The organism is Paraburkholderia sp. J12, from assembly GCF_905220215.1.
In the GTDB taxonomy this organism is placed as follows: Bacteria; Pseudomonadota; Gammaproteobacteria; order Burkholderiales; family Burkholderiaceae; genus Paraburkholderia.
Map to the genome: position 1 here is coordinate 1 of NZ_CAJMZC010000005.1, position 17,603 is coordinate 17,603.

The window sequence follows — 17,603 nt, forward strand, 5'->3', positions numbered from 1 at the left end:
TACTGACATTCCTGATCCTCGCCGCCCGCACTGGTGGCCAGGCTTCCCGATTCGGAAAACAACCTATTGAAGCTTCACAGCCAGGCCCGTCCGAAATCGCGGTCCAAGTCGTTCGAGGATAGCAGCGAGCCGTATCGCCTCGTTTGCGGGGTAACGCATCAAGTCCGTCGGCTGTCCGACTGCCTCATCCAGATGCATTCCATCCTGTGTCCCGATTTCCACCGCTGCGTGGTTCGATGTGTGGTTTCATCACCTGGTTCTACTTTCGAGGTCCACACAGCTTAAGTTGCCTCGTTGGCAGCAGGTTTGATCCTCTTGATTGAAAACCAATCGTTACCGGATAGGTTTGCCCGCTTCTGGCTTGGTTTGAGAAGCTGTCGATAGGCGCGATTTTGACGGTCGGGCAAGCCACTTAATCTGGTCAACAAAGTGAGAACTTTCAGGAGCGGGCTATGCGTATGCACGCTGGCCAATTCACGACGGTCCCGATCAGGATTCGTTTCCTTACTGCGCATGATTCACATTTGGAAGGTGAGTGTCTGCGGGACACACCGCTTCACCTCCGTGCAATTTTCCCCGTTTATGCCATGACGGTTAGCCATTTCTGAAGCGGCTGCACACCGTTGCTCCTTTGCACGTGCAAAGAAAGGTGAGCGTTTTCGGGAGATGGGGCTTGCCGCTGCCCGTTCAGCAATTCGCGCTATAGTGCTTCGTGCTGCAATGCAGCAGGCACGGTTCCCAACGGAGTCCTGACATGGGCCTACTCCACCGGTTATGGCGCCCGCGCGCGAAGGCGCACCCCGTCACGCCGCAGATTCGCAAGCTGACCGAGCGCCTGCTCGTGCTGAGCCCGTCGCTGAAGCTGGCAGAGGGCTTTCGTGAGCGCGTGACGCCTGCGCTCGCCCGCTCGATCGACTATGTGAGCGGCGTGGTGCGCAGCTTGCCGCCGCCGCACGAGGCGAGCGCCGCGAACTGGTTGGGCGACCCGTATATCCATGCGTTTTTCGCGGCGCCGGACGAGGTTGCCCGCATTCTGAGCCGTTCGGCGGAACTGCATGCCTGGTTCGACGCACATCCGCTTGCACACGAGACCTATGCGGTGATGAGCATGGCGATGGCCGAGCGCTGCACGTTCGGTGTGGAGCAGGTGGGCGATACGGTGCATGCCGATGTCGCGCGCACGACCCTCAGTTTCGACGATCATCAGGTGCGCGTGTGCGGCGAAACGGAGAGCGATTTGCGCGAGCAGATCGTGGAGCGTGTGGTCGAGCAGATTGCGCTGGAAGGGCTCGCGCAGATCGGCGCCGACGAGTCGCGCCGCGATGCGCTGGTCGAGGAGCGCGCACTCCTGAAGACGCGGCTGCAACTGCTCAAGCGCCAGGGCGCTGGCACGCACAAGATGTTAGGCGAGCGCGAGATGGATGGCGTCACGGAGGTCATCGCGTTGCAGGCCGCGATCGACGAGAATGCGCACGCGCTCGGTGCGCTGGGCTTGAAGACCGACGCGCTGGCCCGCGAGCTTCAAGTGATCTGCGACGTGCTTGGCCATCCGGAGCAGCACACGCATGTGGAAATGAAGCACGTCTGCCTGAACCCCATGAACGTGGTGATCGACGCCGCGGCGGCCCCGTCCGGCTCCGCAATCGTGTTTCCGCTCGCTCGCCTGCCGGCCAGTCCACTGGGCGAGCGGGCCTTCTCGCTGGTGCGTTTTGCGCGGACCGATCTCGTGCCGTTGCCAGGTTTTTTCGATGAAAGGTGCAGCTTCGTGATTTGACGTTCGCGTCGTTTCAGGTCGGAAGGTGAGCGTTTTCGGGAGTGGTGAGCGAAGATGCTCTGGACACCGCACGTCATGCGATAGCTCGAGTATTCGACAGCAGAGAATCAGCGCGCGATATCCGCAGTCGATCGCAGGAAAATTTCCTGGCAGTCCCAGGTTCGACGAAGGGAATCTTGCTGGCGAGACGGCATACGGGTGCGATTCGTTGCGCTGGAACCTATTGCGCGCCCTAGGTGAGCCTTTTCGGGAGCGGCCCTCGCAAGCCGTGCCGGCTGATGCGCGGCTATCGAAAACGGGGGGACGTCAGCACTCTTTGCCTGCACGCCAGCCGTGTTTTACGACCCACATCGTGCGTAAGGTGAGTCTTTTCAGGAGCCCGTCGCCGGCCACACCGTCACGCCGTCGCGCTCGATCGCGAAGCGCTCCCCGCCTTGCGTCGTGCGCGGCGCGTCTTCGGCAGCGATATCGAACGATTCCCCGCCGATCGCGATCGTGACATAGCGGTCGCCGTGACGCAGCGCATGCCCTGCCAGCGTACCGGTCCAGGCACCCTCGGGCGTCGCGCGCAGCGCGCGCGGCGAGACTCGCCACATCACCCGCGTACCCGTGGCGAGCGTTGCGCCGTTGCAAGGCAGGCGCAGACCCTTCGAGGTTTCGATTTCGCCGCCCGCGCGTACGATGCCTTCGCCCACGTTGTGCAGGCCGAGCAGCTCGGCCACGCGCGGCGTGGCAGGGCGGTCGAAGACCTCGTCCACGGGACCGGCCTGGAGCACGCGGCCCTGTTCGATCACGATCACTTCGTCGGCGAGCAGGGCGGCTTCGTCGGGGTCGTGCGTGACGATCACCGTGACCGCGTCGATCTCGCGCTGCAACGCGCGCAGCGATTGCTGCAGCTTGCGGCGGCGCGGCGTGTCGAGTGCGGCAAACGGTTCGTCGAAGAGCAGCAGCTGGCTGTGCCGCGTGAGCGCGCGCGCGAGCGCCACGCGCTGGCGCTGGCCGAACGAGAGTTCGCGCGGCAGGCGGCCCGTGAGCGTATCCAGGCCGAGATGCGCGAGCCAGTAGCGCGCGCTGGCGGCGTCCGCGCCCACCGGAAACGCCAGTTGCTGCGCGACCGTCATGTGCGGGAAGAGGCCGTAGTCCTGCGGCATGTAGCCGATCTGCCGCCGCTCGGGCGGCAGCGAGCCGAGATCGGCGCCGCCCAGCATGACGGATCCTGCATCGTTGGGCTCGAGCCCGGCGATGATGCGCAGCGCGAGCGACTTGCCCGAGCCCGACGGTCCGATGATGGCGAGGCGCCGCGTGGACGGGCGCCACGACACGTCCAGGCTGAAGGCACCAAGCCGCCGCTGTACGTCGAACGCGAGACGTAGATTGGCCATCGCGCCTGCGGCCGCTGCGGGCGTGAAGCTGGCGGGTTCGTCGCCGTTGTCGACTGGCGTGGCGAGTGCGGAGCGCGCGCCGCGGCTATAGACCGAGAGCACGGCGCAGACGATCGCGATGGCGAGCGTGGGCAACAGGAGCGGCATCATCGCGGGCAGCCCCTGGCCGCCGAACACCACGTAGGTATAGACCGGCAGTGAGTACGGGTGATACGCGACCATCACCGTCGCGCCGAATTCGCCGAACGCGCGCAGCCAGGCGAGCGCGAGCCCGGCGCGGATCGCGGGCCACGCAATGGGCAGCGTCACGCGAAAAAAACGGCTTTCGGCGCGATGGCCTAGCGTGGCCGCGACGTCGTCGTACACGGGATCGACGGCCGCGAAGGCGGAGCGCGCGGCGACGATCAGAAACGGGGCGGCCACGAAGGTCTCGGCGAGCACGATGCCCGCGAACGAGTCGGTGAGCGTGCCGCCGAACAACTGGCCGATGCCGCTATAGGGGCCGACCAGAAAGAGCAGCAGCACGCCGCTCGTGAGCGGCGGCAGCGCGAGCGGCAGTTGCACGACGAAACCGAGCAGCGCCACAGACCGCGAGCGCGAACGCGCGAGCCAGTAGCCGAGCGGCACGCCCAGCACGAGGATGACGAGCGCCGCGACGCTCGCGCTCGCGGCCGACACGCCCACGGCCGACCAGGTCGTGGACCAGTCCACACCGGCCCAGTCGGCCTGGCCGATCTGCGGGATGCTCGCGACGAACGGCGCGCACAGATAAACGGCGAGCAGCGCGCCGAGCCACAGAAGCGGGCGCGCAGCGGGCTGCTTCACGATCGCGTCGGCCTTCGATTACTGTTGTTGCGCGGCGTCGATCACGGCCTGCACCGACGGCGGGATGGCCGTGGTGGTGCCCTGCACGGTGGGTTTCGTCACGTCGACGCCATGCTCGGCGAGCAGCTTGCGGCCTTCGGCGCTCAGCAGGAAGTTGACGAAGCGCGCGGCGCCGGCGCTGTTGGGCGCGTTGTTGAGGATCGTGAGCGTGTAGTTCGCCTTGATCTTCAGTTCGGGCGCGGGATGGATCGACGGGATCTTCAGGTCGGACGTTTCGGTCGAGTAGAAGAAGCCGGCGTCGAGCTGGCCGGACTGCAGACGGCCGACCAGCGTTTCCTCAGGCAAAACCTGCTCGGGATTTTCCGGCGCGCCGAGCGTTTTCTCGACCAGATCCGGCTGGTTGTAAGCCTGCGCGGCCTTCGTCATGAGTTCGACGGTGAAGGCGCCCTTGGGGTCGAGCTTCGGGTCGGTGCGGCCGAGGCGCAGGCCCGGCTCCTGCAGCACGTCGTTCCACTTCTTCGTCTTGAAGTCGGCGGCGAAGCGGCTCTTCGGGCTATAGCCGATCAAGAGCGGCGATTCCGCGAAATTCACGTACCACGAAACGTAGTTGCCGTTTTCCTCGCCCATCAGGCTCGTGTTGACCTTCGGGCTCGCGCTGATGAACACGTCGCCGCGGCGCAGCTTGCCCTTGATCTCGTTGGCGATCTTGTTGGAGCCGGCGGCGTAACCCTTGAAATGCAGGCCCGTTTCCTTTTCGAACGCGGGACCCACGCTCTTTTCCATGAGGTTCACGAGCGAACCGGCGTAGAGCACGTTGACGTCGTTGTCGTCTGCGACGGCGTTCGCACTCGCGCCGAGCGCACCGGCGAGCACGACGACTGAGGCAATCAGCTTGCGGACCATGTTGGCTTCCCCGTACCGTTATAAAGGTCGATATATTACGCTGGACTTGCAAATTACGGCACGCTTGTGGCCCGCGAATTTCGATCATAACGTTTGTGCGTGACGGATTCGCGCTTGTACACTGGGCTTTTCCGTTCAATCCAGGATGCGTTCGCGCGATGCCGCGCGTCGCACTGTGCCTATCAGGGAGACGCTCATGCGTACCAGCGCCCGTAATCATTTCTCCGGTCAGATCACTGCGGTCAAGGCCGGCGCCGTCAACGACGAAGTCACGCTGCGCGCCGATGGCGGCCTCGAGATCGTCGCGATCATCACGCATGGCAGCGCCGCGTCGCTCGGTCTCGCGGCGGGCAAGCCCGCGTTCGCGCTGGTGAAGGCATCGTCGGTGATCGTCATGGTCGATGGCGACGCCAGCAAGGTGTCCACGCGCAACGTCGTGGCGGGCACCGTGGCGGCGGTCACGAAGGGCGCCGTGAATGCGGAGGTCGTGATTGCCGCGCCAGGCGACGCGCAGATCGCGGCGATCGTCACCAACGAGAGCGTCGATCGCCTGGGGCTCGCGGCGGGCAAGGCGGCCACCGCGCTGTTCAAGGCATCGAGCGTGATCGTGGGCGTGGACGCCTGAGGTCTCCTTTCGTTGTTCCACGCTCATGAGCGCAACGTCAGCCCCGCCGCCCGGCTCGCCCGACTTCGACCGGCAGGCCGCGCTACGCAGCGCTGAACTGCTGGGCAACGCGCCGGCGCCGCAAGCATTCGACGCGCGGCTCTTCGCCCGGCTCGTGGCGGCGCGCGAAGTGCGCGGCGAACTCGCGCTGCTCGGGCTGACGGCCGGGCAGCTGGCGGACCTGGCACAGCGTCATTTCGCGGCGGAGGCGGGATTCGCATCGCCGTTGCTGGCGATAGCGCTAGTCGACGAGATGCACGCGGCCTACGCCGTCTCGATGCGCGAGTTCCTGGTCGCCCATGCGGCACGCGACGTGGATGGCGAAGACGCACGCGCTCTCGCGGCCATCGTCGCGAACGCCTGCCTGCGCCCCGATCATCTGTGGCGCGATCTCGGCCTCTCCGGCCGCGACGACGTCACAGCCATGCTCGAACGTTACTTTCCTGCGCTGGTCGCGCGCAATGTCGAAGGACTGCGCTGGAAGAAGCTGCTCGCACGCGAATTCGCCCTGGCGACGGGCGCGACGCCCGGGCCGGCGCCGGGCTGCCCGGGTTGCGAGGACTTCGGCTTTTGCTTTCCGCCGACGTTGCATGCGCCACCCCAACGCTAGCCTCGTTGCGAGGGCTACGGCGCGCGAAGCGCATCGTGTATGCTTGCGCGCATGACCCCACCCCCAAACGATCGCGCGTCGAAAAAGACGCCAGCCGAGGCGTTGCCCGAAAGCGGCAAGCCGGCGGAGCCGGCCAGAACCGCAAGGGCGCCGGGCGCTCCCGAAGTGCGCTTTCGCATGCGCATCCTGCAGGAAGACACGATCGCGCTGGGTCCCGGCAAGGTTTCGCTGCTGGAGGCGGTGCGCGATTGCGGCTCGATTTCGGCGGCCGCGCGCAGCCTGAACATGTCCTATCGCCGCGCCTGGCTCTTGATGGACGAGCTCAATCGCGCGCTCAAGTCGCCGGCCACCGTCTCCGAGCATGGCGGCCAGAGCGGCGGCGGCAGCACGCTTACGCCGGTTGGCGAGGAAATCATCCGGCTCTATCGCGGCATCGAGGCGCGCGCGGCCGCGGCCTGCGCGCCCGAGATCGAAGCGCTGATCGACCTCGTGAAGCGCCAGGCATAGGACCACTCACGGCGTCGTTGCCGTGTTTCCGCTGTGTTTCAGCCGTGGCGCAGGCAGAAGCGCGAAACAGGCACGGCCGCGAGCGGCGGCGCCGCATCGACATAGAGCCGCATCATCAGTTCGGCGAAACTCGCGAGGCTCGCCGTGCGCAGCGGATGGTAAGTCACCCCATGCCGCTCGCATACGCGCTTGAGCATGTTCATCGAGTCGTGATCGACGCAATCCACCGGGAAGACCGCGAGGCTCGCGCCCGCGAGCGCCGTGGCGAGCAGACCCTTGCGGTCCTCGATGCCGCCGTCGTGCACGGTCAGCTCCCCGCCCGCCGATTCCACCCAGCGCCGCGCCGCCTGATGCGAGCCCGGCCGGCCGCCCACGTAGACGATCCGTTGGCCCTTCAGTGCATCGCGCGGCAGCGTGCGCGAGGGGCCGTCTTCGTCGCCCGGTTGCGCGGCCTGTTCCAGCGCGCGTGCTTCCGCACGCAGCGTGTCGATCAGCACGAGCGCATCGTCGAGTTGCGTGCGCAGGGTGCGCAGCGCGGTTTCGTCGGCGGCCGCGCGCAGTTCGGCGGCTTCGCGGCGGCTCGTCTCCAGCGCGAGGCGCGCGTCGCGGGCGGCCAGCGATTCGCGCAGCGAGGCCATCTGCGCTTCGCGCGGTCCGTCGTCGTCGCGGTCGGTGCGTGTGGCCGCGCGGGCGCGCAGTTCGGTCAGCGCGTTGCGTGCCGCATCGCGCTCGCGGCTCATTTCGGCAAGACGCGCCTGCTGGCGCTCGGTTTTCGCCTGCAGCGCGGCATTGTCCGCTTCGAGCGCGACGAGCCGGCGCAGGTCCGCGCGGTTGGCGGCGCCCACCAGGTGCGAAAGCATGTGCAGCTCGCCGAAGGCGTCTTGCCGCACGGCCATCGTCGCCTCGGGATGGCTCATGAGCGCCCAGTACGCGGGCGGAATATCGCCGCTCGCGAGCGATTCGTTCCAGAGCGCGAGCACGGCTTCGCTGTCGCGTGCGGCCGAAAAGCGCCGCAACGCGCCCGCATAGCGCGTATCGAGTGCCTTTTGCAGCGCCTTGCTGCCTGCGCCGCCCTCGATGGCGAGTTCGACGGCCGCGTGATGGATCTCGAGATCGGTGGCGCGCTGCGCGTCGAGCGACGTGAATTTCGGCACGAGCTTGCGTAGCTCGTGCGTGCTCAGGCACGTGCCGATGATCGAGCAATGCAGATGGTGGTCGAGTTCTGCAAGGCGCGTGCGCCGGTGTGCGCGGTTTAGGTCGGTCTGACTCGGTCCGCAGCAGCCGGCGGCGGCGCGCAGCGGCGAGCCCTCTTCCGGCCGCGCGAGACCCTGAGTGCGGGCGAGGCGAAACGGCGGTGCGTGCATGGATGACCTCTGATCCGGTTTAACTCGGAGCGGCGCACGGCGCGGGCAGGCCGGGCATGGTGTCGTCGCAATATATCATGGAATATAACGAGGGCTGGGGCGTGTCCTGGGACAGGAAGTCTCTTCTTCAGGCGGCCTCGATATGGGGGGCGAGCGGCTGCGCTTTCGGGCGCGCCGCGGCGCGCGAGCTCCGCGTGCCCTTGAGGGAAGACACCCTGGCCGGCGCCGGCTCGTGGCGCGCGAGGACGTGCTCGACGCCCCACTTCACGTAGAGGGCGTCCAGCCGCTCCAGCTCGGCGATGGTCTGCCGCATGGCATCGGTATCGCGGCAGAACGTATCGGAGAAAAGGGCGTCGCGCGTCTTGTCGAGCCGCCGCGTGTCGCGGAGCGCGTGTTTGCGCTCGCGCAGCCGCCCGGCGCCGGCGCTTCCGGCATGCGGCGCGAGCCCCGCGAGGAGCGGCAGCAGCGACGTGCCGGCCGCCGCGCAGTCGGCCTCGGGCGCCAGCAGGCAGTTCAGCCGATACAGGCTTTCGCGCAGGCGCCGGAAAGCGTCGATCACGTCGCGGATCAATTCCGCGCGCTCATGACCGGACGCCGGCCGCAGGGCCATGATGTGGGCCGGAACCCCGTCCGCCGGCTGCGCCTGAGCGTTCGGCCGACGAGGGTTCGGGCGCGGGGGGCTTGCCAACCTGCACCTCCATCCAGAGTAAAACGCGGGCTGCTTCGGCGGAAGTCAGCCACTCGATATATTCGAGAGAATACATCGATATGCCGGGGATGGGTGGGTCGTTGTCAGGGCGTTTCCCGGTATGCTTGCGCTGATAGAGCGGCAGACGTTGTCGTCTGCCGCTGGTTCTCATTCATTCCTTGCCCGAATAGTTCGCCATGCAATCCTTTCTCTCCGGCCGCAGGAGCCCCCGATGCGCGTAGGCAGGCCCGTCAAGGCGCTGCCGCAACCGCTGTGCGACTACTGCGGCGCCAAGGCGCTGCTCGCGCGCTACGGCGAAGAAGCCTATCCCTATCGCGACGACCACGGCCCGCTCTGGGTCTGCACGGCCTGCGAGGCCTGGATCGGGGTGCCGGCGCGCAGCACGCGCAACGTGCCGCTCGGGCGCCTTGCCAATGCCGCGCTGCGCGACGCGAAGAGCCGCCTGCACGACGCGCTCGATCCGCTCGTCGCTGCCAAGGTCCGGCGTGACGGCGTGAACGCTTTCGAGGCGCGCGGCCGCGCCATGCGCTGGCTCGCCGAAGCGCTCGGCTTCGAACTGCCCAACCCCTCCCTCCATCATCTGACGCTCGAGCAATGCGAGCAGGCCATCCGCCATGTCGAGGCGTTCATGGCGACAAGGCGCGGGCCGGGCCAGCCTCCGGCGCAGGACTGAGCGGCCGATCCGTCCCCCGGCGCGCCTGTCACTCTTGGTTACATTCGTGCGAGCGGGCATTGCTCAACCTTCGGCGCGAGTTGCCGTTATTGCACGAGACCAGTTTCTTTTGTCTATCTAGTTAGTCCTTTATGGCCAGGACCATTCCCTTTCCGCGCCAGGCGCAGGCAGCCCGGGCTCGCCGCAACAAGGCGATGCTGTTGCCGATTCCGCGTGCGAGCGCCAACGAGCTCGCGCTCCAGGTGCATCTGGCGCTCGCATCGCTGCGCGCCGGCGGCAGCGACCGCGACGCCCAGGCGCTGCTGCATGCGCACGTGCTCTCCACGTCGATGGCCGACGCCGGCTACGGCACGCTCACGCAGGCGCAGGTATGCGAAGCCGATGCGGCGCTGCTCGCGTGCTACGAACGGGGCCGCACGGGCGACGGCTGGCGGCTGGAAGGCGCGGCCTTCGACGCGCTGGCAGCCATCGTGACGGTATATGACGAGCAGTTGCAGCGCGCGCCGCTGTGGGTGCTCACGGAAGCGAGCGAGCGGCTCGATCGCATGGGTGCGGCCGGGATGGTCGAGCCGGCGGCCATGCGCAAGCTGGCGTGATGGTGGGTAGCAAGTAGAGGCCAGTCGTGCTGAGAAGAGGCCGGACATGCAGCGGGCATGCCGTGTGCGCCCTCTGTCGGCAGGTTGAAAACGGATCGAAATCATCCGTCCCCGTTCCGTGTTTTGGCCGCTGGGCGGCGCTGCGGCCTGACTGTTGCGACACTGGCACGGGATTTGACGCGGCGCGCAAATCGTGTTGACTTCCAGTGTGCAGCGTGACTAAAATTCGCCCGTCTTAACAAAAGGGGCTGACGCCTTGGACAGTAGCAGTTGTCGATCTTCGAGTAGTTTCTCTGCCTGACCGGCAGGACGTCCGCGCTCCCTTTCTTTAGCCGCCGTCTTGCCAGCAGGCAGATGGTGCGCGTCCAGCAGTAAAAATCTCGTGCATCCTTGTTAGCGTCATCCAGGCGCTGCTCGCGCTCATGCGCGCCGCGTCTGGCTGATATGTGGCTGATATCGCGCCGTGGGCCCTCGAGGTTCGCGGCACGGTTCGTTCGTTGCGCCTTCGTGCGCGGCGAAGGGCCGTGACAGGCGTCGTTCGCGCGCCGCCAGGTAATAAGGAGTTCCGATGTCCGACAGTGACAGTTGTCCGTTATGCCGCTTCCTTTCGAGCTTCCCTGAGGAAGGCGGGCAGACGTGAGCTAAAGCGCTGCGCGCTTCGGTCTGCTGGCCTTCCTCGCAACCGCGTCCTCATCGACGCGAGGAGATCCAGCATGAACTTCGGCCTTCTCTTGCCGCATCTGCCGCAAACGCAACACTCGCAATACCCGCAACACCCGGTTCATCCCGACGCGCTCGCCGCACGCCAGCGTGCGCTGGCCGCGCCGTCCTGCCGCCGGTCCGCGCTCGCCGCGCGCTGGCACAACCTGCGGGCACGCATGTTCCGGGTCTGATCAGAAGGCCCGGCGCGCGTCGCGCGGGCCGGGTTTTGCGCACCACCCTGTTGTTTCAGTGTTTCAACATGATCCAGTTCAACCGCTTTATGCGAACGACTAGCAGCGCCGCGTGCGCATGCAGCGTCCTGCGTGCAACCGGCACGGGAGGCCAGTGATGGAATTCGGCTTCAATCTGAACCGCACGGCCAACGCTTCGGCGTGGCGCGTGCTGCCCAATCGCTGGGACTTCGTCGCGTTTCCGCTCATCATCTGCCTGATCGCGATGGCCTTCATCGGCTTCCATCAGACGCTCGCGCCGATGTCCACGCTCAAGACCCAGGTCATCTCGCTCGATCCGCGCATGCTGCCCGAGTACGCCATGCGCACCACGCTGCGCATGCTCGCGGCGATGGTGGCGTCGCTCGTCTTCACGCTCGTCTACGGCACGCTGGCCGCGAAGAGCCGCCGCGCCGAGAAGGTGCTGGTGCCGATTCTGGACATCCTGCAGTCGGTGCCGGTGCTGGGCTACATCTCGTTTACGGTCACGTTTTTCCTCGCGCTGTTCCCGGGCCGCGTGCTGGGCGCCGAACTGGCCGCGATCTTCGCGATTTTCACGAGCCAGGCCTGGAACATGACCTTCAGCTTCTACCAGTCGCTGCGCACAGTGCCGCGCGATCTGGACGAGGTGTCGAAGGGCTTTCACCTCACGGCATGGCAGCGTTTCTGGAAGCTCGATGTGCCGTTCTCGATGCCGGGCCTCATCTGGAACATGATGATGTCGATGTCGGGCGGCTGGTTCTTCGTGGTCGCCTCCGAAGCGATCACGGTGGGCAACAACACGATCACGCTGCCGGGCATCGGCGCGTATCTGGCCCAGGCGATCACCGAGAAGAACCTCGGCGCGGTAGGCTGGGTGATTCTCGCGATGACCGTCGTGATCATCGCCTATGACCAGTTGCTGTTCCGTCCGCTCGTTGCGTGGGCCGACAAGTTCCGCATGGAAAACACGAGCTCGGGCAACGCGCCGGAGTCGTGGCTGCTCGATCTCGTGCGCCGCACGCGCCTGATTCACCGCCTGCTCGTGCCGATGGGCATGGTGCTCGCCGCGCTCGCGCGTATTCCTGTCCGCGTGCAGCTGCCGAAGGCCATGCCCGTGGTCAGCACGAAGCGCAGCAAGGCAACGGTCGTCGGCGATGTCATCTGGAGCGTTCTCGTGATCGCGCTGACCGTGTACGTGGTGTGGCGCGTGGTGGCCTATGTGCGTACGGGCGTCACGCTCGACGAAGTGGGCCACGTGCTGGTGCTCGGCCTCATCACGCTGATTCGCGTGATCTTGCTGATCGCGATCGCCTCGGTGATCTGGGTGCCGATCGGCGTGCTGATCGGCCTGCGCCCCGCGCTCGCTGAAAAGATCCAGCCGCTCGCGCAGTTCCTCGCCGCGTTCCCGGCGAACCTGCTGTTCCCGGTGTTCGTCGTGGTGATCGTGCGGTTCCACCTGAACCCGGATATCTGGCTCTCGCCGCTCATCGTGCTCGGCACGCAGTGGTACATCCTCTTCAACGTGATCGCGGGCGCGAGCGCTTATCCGAACGACTACAAGGAAGCCGCGACGAACTTCCGCATTCGCGGCTGGCAGTGGTGGCGCCAGATCATGCTGCCGGGCATCTTCCCGTACTACATCACAGGCGCGATTACGGCTTCGGGCGGCGCATGGAACGCGAGCATCGTCTCCGAACTCGTGCAGTGGGGCGACACGAAAGTGGAAGCGCACGGTCTGGGCGCCTATATCGCGCAGACCACGGCAGCCGGCGACTTCCCGAAGATCATTCTGGGCATCGCGGTGATGTCCCTGTTCGTCACGCTGTTCAACCGCACGTTGTGGCGTCCGCTGTACGCCTATGCCGAGTCCAAGCTGCGCCTCGATTGAGAGTAGAACGCCATGTTGAATCCTAAAATCGTATCCCCCGACCTGATCGCGCCGACGCGTCCCACTGCCGGCGCGGAGGTCCTCTCCGTGCGCAACGTCTCGCGTGGCTTCGCGAAGACCAACGACGAGCGCCTCGTGCTCGAAGACGTGAACCTCTCGCTGCGCGAAGGCGAGATCGTCGGGCTGCTGGGCCGTTCGGGCTCGGGCAAATCGACGCTCCTGCGCATCATCTCGGGCCTCATCGAAGCGAGCAGCGGCGAAGTGGACTGGCTCGGCAAGCCGCTCACGGGGCCGGCCGAAGGCGTTTCGATGGTGTTCCAGACCTTCGCGCTTTTTCCGTGGCTCACGGTGCTGCAAAACGTGGAAGCCGGGCTCGAAGCGCAGGGCGTGGGCGCGCGCGAGCGCCGCGAGCGCGCGCTGGCGGCCATCGACCTGATCGGTCTGGACGGCTTCGAAAACGCCTATCCGCGCGAGCTTTCGGGCGGCATGCGCCAGCGCGTGGGTTTTGCGCGCGCGCTCGTGGTCGATCCTTCGCTGCTGCTGATGGACGAGCCGTTCTCGGCGCTCGACGTGCTGACCGCCGAAACGCTGCGCACCGACCTGCTCGACCTGTGGACGCAAGGCCGCATGCCTATCAAGTCGATGCTGATCGTCACGCACAACATCGAGGAAGCGGTGTTCATGTGCGACCGCATTCTCGTGCTCTCGTCGAATCCGGGGCGCATCGTGGCGGAAATCAAGGTGCCGTTCAAGCATCCGCGCAATCGTCTCGATCCGCTGTTCCGCAAGCTGGTCGACGAGATCTACGCGAAGATGACCGCGCGCGAGGCCACCGAAGCCACGCAGCAGGGCAAGCTGGAAGTGGGCAGCCGTCTGCCGAACGTGTCGACCAACATCATGGCCGGCCTGATCGAGACGCTCGCGATGGCGCCGTACCATGGCCGCGCCGACATGCCGGAAATCGCGCGCACGCTGCACCTGGAAGTGGACGACCTGTTCCCGATCGCCGAAATGCTGCAACTGCTCGGCTTCGCGGACGTGCGCGACGGCGACCTGCTGCTCACGCCGCCGGCACGCGTATTTGCCGAGTTCGGCACCCAGGCGCGCAAGATGATGTTCGCCGAACACTTGCTGCGCAACGTGCCGCTGGCGGCGCGGATCAAGAAGGTGCTGGGCGAGCGCCCGGGCCACCGCGCGCCGCGCGTGCGCTTCGAGCAGGAACTGGAGGATTTCCTCTCCGACGTTGCGGCCGAAGAAACGCTCGATACGGTGATCGACTGGGGCCGTTACGGCGAGATCTTCTCGTATAACGACCAGTCGGAAATCTTCAGCCTCGAAGACGTCGAGGCGTGAGGGAAAAACGGGCCTGGCGGCCCGTGTCGTTTTCGAAGGCGTCCGTGCGGGCGCCTTTTTTATTTTGGGCGCGTGCGGGCTTCAGGATCCTGTCGCGGCAAGGGTGAGCTTCTTCGGGAGGCGCAGGCCGTCTTGTGCGATGCACCGCGAAGCCGCACGTAGGTCATTGATTGGACTGGGAAGTCCGGCAGGTCTGCGGTTGTGGGCCGCGCTCAGGCGTGGCGTGAGGTGAGGGTTTTCGGGAGTGGGGAGGGTGAGTTCGGCGCTCGCTCCCTGCGCACCGGCTCGACAGCAAACCGGTGCGCTCCCACTGCGAATCACGACGGCTTGCGCCCCGCGCTGCGTCCATCGCCCGACGATCCGTTGCGCGGTTGCCGCTCCGGCTGCGTCGTCGCGCGGCGCGGTGTGGAATCCGCCTCGTCGTCTGCGTCGGCTTCGGCGTCGCCGGACTTTCCGGCCTGGCGCCCTTCGACATCGGTACCGTCCGGCATCCCGACGAGGAAGTTGCGCTGCGGGTTCGCGAGCTCGATGCCGAGCTCCGTGAAACGCAGCAGCACGCGCCGGTTGAACTCGCGCTGCACGCCCCAGCGCGCCGAGTCCTTGCACTGGATCTGGCCCACGAGCGTCACGCTCGATCCGTCCACCTGGTCCACGCCCCAGTAGGCGAAGTCGCTCAGAATCCCTTCCTTGTAGGCGTCTTCGTTGCGCAGTTCGGCGCCGATTTCCTTCAGCGTGTCGATGGCGCGCTGCAGGTCGGCGCCGCGCGCGATCAGCACCTTCACGGCCGCATTGCCGATGCCGCGATTCGTATTGTTGACGGTGGTCACCGAGCTGAACGGCACGGTGTAGAGCGAGCCGTCGCCGCCGCGCAGGCGCACCGTGCGGATCGAGAGGAATTCGACCGTGCCCGAAACGCCCGCCACCGTCACCCAGTCGCCCACCTGCATGGCGTTTTCGGTCAGCAGGAAGATGCCGGTGATGAAGTCCTGCACGAGCTTTTGCGAGCCGAAGCCGAGCGCCACGCCGAAGATGCTCGCGCCCGCGATGAGCGGGGCCGTGTTCACGCCGAGCTGCGACAGCGCGGTGAGCCCGACGATCACGAGGATCGCGACGAGCAGTGTGGTGCGGAACATCGGCAGCAGCGTGCGCAGCCGGGCGGCGCGCACGTAGTCGCCCGCGTCGGTCCACGCTTGCAGGCGCCGCTCGGCCGCGCCGTTGGCGGCCTCCCAGATCACGATGGCGACGACGATCGCCACGAGGATCGTCACGATGGCGGAGCCGAGCAGGCGGCCGATCGGCGCATTGACGAGCAGACGGCCCGGGTGCAGGCCCCAGACGTGCAGCAGCACGTCGAAGGTGACGATCCCGATGAGGGCCAGCGCGAGCCGCCGCAGGATCGGGTAGTAGCGATATGCGCGGCGTTGCGCGACGGTCATGCTGTCGCGGTTGCCGAGCGGATCGAACACGCGGCCGAGCGCGCCCATCGCGACGATGGCGACCACGCGCGCGAGCAGCATCACGACAAGCGAGACGGCGCCCGCGCGCATCAGTTCGCGATAGCCGCCGCGCAGGTCGAGCGCCCATACGAGCCACAGCGCCATCACGACGAACACGCCCACGCCGGCCCAGATGTCGGCGAACCAATGTGCGAGATAGGCGAGCGAGCCGTTCTTCGGCGCCGAGCGGCGGATCGCGGCGGCCACCGGCCGGCGGCACTGCAGGATCATGACGGCGAGCGCGAGGTGGCCGATCAGCGTGACGACCTTGACGAGCGCGAGGTGAGCGTCTTCGGTCATGCCGAGCGGCACCGCGGCGTTCAGCAGGCCGCCCACGCCGCCGATCGCGACGATGCGCACGGTCCAGCGTTGCGCGAACGCGGCGGAGGTGTCGGAGAACGGGATGAGGCGCAGGGCCTCGGCGTCGGGGGCGAAGAGCAGTGCGCCCACGGCGATGACGATGCGGCAGATCACGTAGGTATCCACGAGCTCGCCGACGGCCGCCGCCGGATCGGCATCGCCCGGGCCGAACAGCGACAGCACGCCCGCGGCACACAGGCCGAACGCGAGCACCGGCAGCAGTTCGAGCGAGGCGAGCAGCAGCGCCGCAGGCAGGCGTTGCAGGCGCTTCCAGTGGTGCGCGGTGCGGCCGCCCGGCTGGGGGGGCGGGGGCGTGGTGTCCGGTGCGGCGGCGATGGTGGCGATGGCGGCGCGCGCCGTGGCGTCGGCTTCGGCCTGGGCACGCGTGCTGCCGGTGTTCGGGGTGGCGTCCTCGATGGCCTCGGGATCGGCGGGCTCCATGCCGGCGGCGACACGCATGGCGTCTTCCTGCCCGGCTCGGTCGGCATCGTTTGCGCGCCCGGCGGGTGCCGTGGGTTCGCGCGGCGCCGGTGCCGTTGCGGCAGACGCCGGATTGGCCGCCGCCGCTTTGGCGTGCGCGACGATGGCGCGATGCGGTCGCGCGATCAGGCGGCGGACCAGGGCATCGACGAGCAAAGCAGGGGCGAGCGTGAGCAGCAGCACGCGCAGCAGGTCGAGCAGCAGGGCGTGACCCTGCCCGGTTGACAGGCGCTCGGTCCACCACACGCGCGCCGAGCCGATGTCGAATAGCGCCGTGCGCGCGTGAAGCAGTCGGCCGCCCAGGATTTGCGCGCCGTGGGCGGCATGCTTCGCGATTTGCAGCACGAGGCCGTTCGAGCGCAGCGCTTCGCCGAGCGCGGCGGAGGCCGATTGCGCGGGGCTTGCCGCGGTCGTCGCGGAGGCGGGCGCGCTGGCGGCAGGCGTCGATGCGGGCGTGGCCAGTGCGCCGGCCGCGGCAATGGCGCGCAGCGTGTCTTCCACGCGGCCGCGCTGGGCCGGGTCGTCGAGCACCTGCAGTGCGGCGTGCGCCTGGGCGGGCGTCAGGACGACCGGGGCGGCGGGATTGACGGAACTGGCGGCGGACGCGGCGCTGGCGGGGGCGGTCGCGGCCCGGGCGGCGCTCATCCAGGGCGAGCAGGCTAGCGCGGCGAGAAGGAGGGTGCACAGGGCACGCAAAGCGGAGAGGCGGGAGATCCTTTGCATGGGGAAACGGAGTTGGGCGTCGATTGCGTCAAAAGAGTGCTGGGCGGCCGGCGGCGGTGCCGCCCGCCCGGGACGGTCATTCGACACGCTTTCGCAAATTTTGTGCCGTAGCCGGGGCAGACGCCGTGGGGTGTCCGTCCCTGGGCGGGGAGCGTGTAAGTATGCACTCACTTTGAACACAGGGGCGCTGGTGCGGGCACTCGCCCAGCGTCGTCCCGCTTGTGCCGCTCAGCTTGTGTCGCTTAACCGGCGCCGTTCTCGCGCCACGTCGCGAGTATGCGCTGCTTCGCTTCCGTGAGCGCGGCGGCATGCGCGTTCCGATGTTGGCGGATGTGCTCGGTAGGGCCGCGCGCCGAAAGGCCGTAGAGGTCGCCGCCACGGG

General features: G+C 67.1%; 14 protein-coding genes. 9 read left to right on the plus strand and 5 right to left on the minus strand.

Annotated features, from left to right (window positions below; all coding sequences use genetic code 11):
* Positions 1-754 precede the first annotated feature (754 nt).
* A complete protein-coding gene (locus tag U5760_RS13095) occupies positions 755-1,774 on the plus strand; it encodes a hypothetical protein (protein WP_322012280.1) in 1,020 nt (339 codons plus the stop codon).
* Positions 1,775-2,145: 371 nt separating this feature from the next.
* On the opposite strand, the gene U5760_RS13100 is transcribed toward U5760_RS13095, so the two are convergent.
* Positions 2,146-3,981, minus strand: coding sequence for an ATP-binding cassette domain-containing protein (locus U5760_RS13100; protein ID WP_322012282.1), 1,836 nt, complete (start codon positions 3,979-3,981; stop codon positions 2,146-2,148).
* Positions 3,982-3,999: 18 nt separating this feature from the next.
* Positions 4,000-4,884, minus strand: a complete 885-nt coding sequence (locus U5760_RS13105; RefSeq protein WP_322012283.1) for an extracellular solute-binding protein — start codon at positions 4,882-4,884, stop codon at positions 4,000-4,002.
* Positions 4,885-5,080: 196 nt separating this feature from the next.
* Between U5760_RS13105 and U5760_RS13110 the strand changes: the two genes are divergently transcribed.
* From U5760_RS13110 to U5760_RS13120, 3 genes are read left to right on the plus strand one after another with little or no spacing between them, the layout of a single operon-like run.
* A complete protein-coding gene (locus U5760_RS13110) occupies positions 5,081-5,509 on the plus strand; it encodes a TOBE domain-containing protein (protein WP_322012284.1) in 429 nt (142 codons plus the stop codon).
* 25 nt (positions 5,510-5,534) lie between these two features.
* On the plus strand, positions 5,535-6,158 hold the full coding sequence (locus U5760_RS13115; protein WP_322012285.1) for a nitrogen fixation protein NifQ: 624 nt from the start codon (positions 5,535-5,537) through the stop codon (positions 6,156-6,158).
* A 51-nt stretch (positions 6,159-6,209) separates the two neighbouring features.
* The gene (locus U5760_RS13120; RefSeq protein ID WP_415914099.1) at positions 6,210-6,665 is read left to right on the plus strand and encodes a winged helix-turn-helix domain-containing protein; all 456 of its coding nucleotides are present in this window, start codon (positions 6,210-6,212) and stop codon (positions 6,663-6,665) included.
* A gap of 38 nt (positions 6,666-6,703) precedes the next feature.
* Here U5760_RS13120 and U5760_RS13125 read toward each other — a convergent pair whose 3' ends face one another.
* Positions 6,704-8,029: a DUF2325 domain-containing protein gene (locus tag U5760_RS13125; RefSeq protein WP_322012287.1), complete on the minus strand. Its 1,326-nt coding sequence runs from the start codon at positions 8,027-8,029 to the stop codon at positions 6,704-6,706.
* 127 nt (positions 8,030-8,156) lie between these two features.
* Positions 8,157-8,600, minus strand: a complete 444-nt coding sequence (locus tag U5760_RS13130) for a hypothetical protein (RefSeq protein WP_322012288.1) — start codon at positions 8,598-8,600, stop codon at positions 8,157-8,159.
* A 349-nt stretch (positions 8,601-8,949) separates the two neighbouring features.
* Here U5760_RS13130 and U5760_RS13135 point away from each other — a divergent pair, with 349 nt between their 5' ends.
* The 5 genes from U5760_RS13135 (at position 8,950) to U5760_RS13155 (ending at position 14,162) form a co-directional block, all read left to right on the plus strand.
* Positions 8,950-9,411 (plus strand): zinc-finger-containing protein, encoded by a 462-nt coding sequence (locus U5760_RS13135; RefSeq protein ID WP_322012290.1) that lies wholly within the window; start codon positions 8,950-8,952, stop codon positions 9,409-9,411.
* A gap of 131 nt (positions 9,412-9,542) precedes the next feature.
* Entirely contained in the window at positions 9,543-10,007 is a 465-nt protein-coding gene (locus U5760_RS13140; protein WP_322012291.1) for a hypothetical protein, read from the plus strand.
* 713 nt (positions 10,008-10,720) lie between these two features.
* Entirely contained in the window at positions 10,721-10,900 is a 180-nt protein-coding gene (locus tag U5760_RS13145) for a hypothetical protein (protein WP_322012292.1), read from the plus strand.
* A gap of 157 nt (positions 10,901-11,057) precedes the next feature.
* A complete protein-coding gene (locus U5760_RS13150) occupies positions 11,058-12,809 on the plus strand; it encodes an ABC transporter permease subunit (protein ID WP_322012293.1) in 1,752 nt (583 codons plus the stop codon).
* Positions 12,810-12,821: 12 nt separating this feature from the next.
* The gene (locus U5760_RS13155) at positions 12,822-14,162 is read left to right on the plus strand and encodes a nitrate/sulfonate/bicarbonate ABC transporter ATP-binding protein (protein WP_322012295.1); all 1,341 of its coding nucleotides are present in this window, start codon (positions 12,822-12,824) and stop codon (positions 14,160-14,162) included.
* Between the two features lie 317 nt (positions 14,163-14,479).
* Here U5760_RS13155 and U5760_RS13160 read toward each other — a convergent pair whose 3' ends face one another.
* The gene (locus U5760_RS13160) at positions 14,480-17,143 is read right to left on the minus strand and encodes a mechanosensitive ion channel family protein (protein WP_322012296.1); all 2,664 of its coding nucleotides are present in this window, start codon (positions 17,141-17,143) and stop codon (positions 14,480-14,482) included.
* Positions 17,144-17,603: the final 460 nt, after the last annotated feature.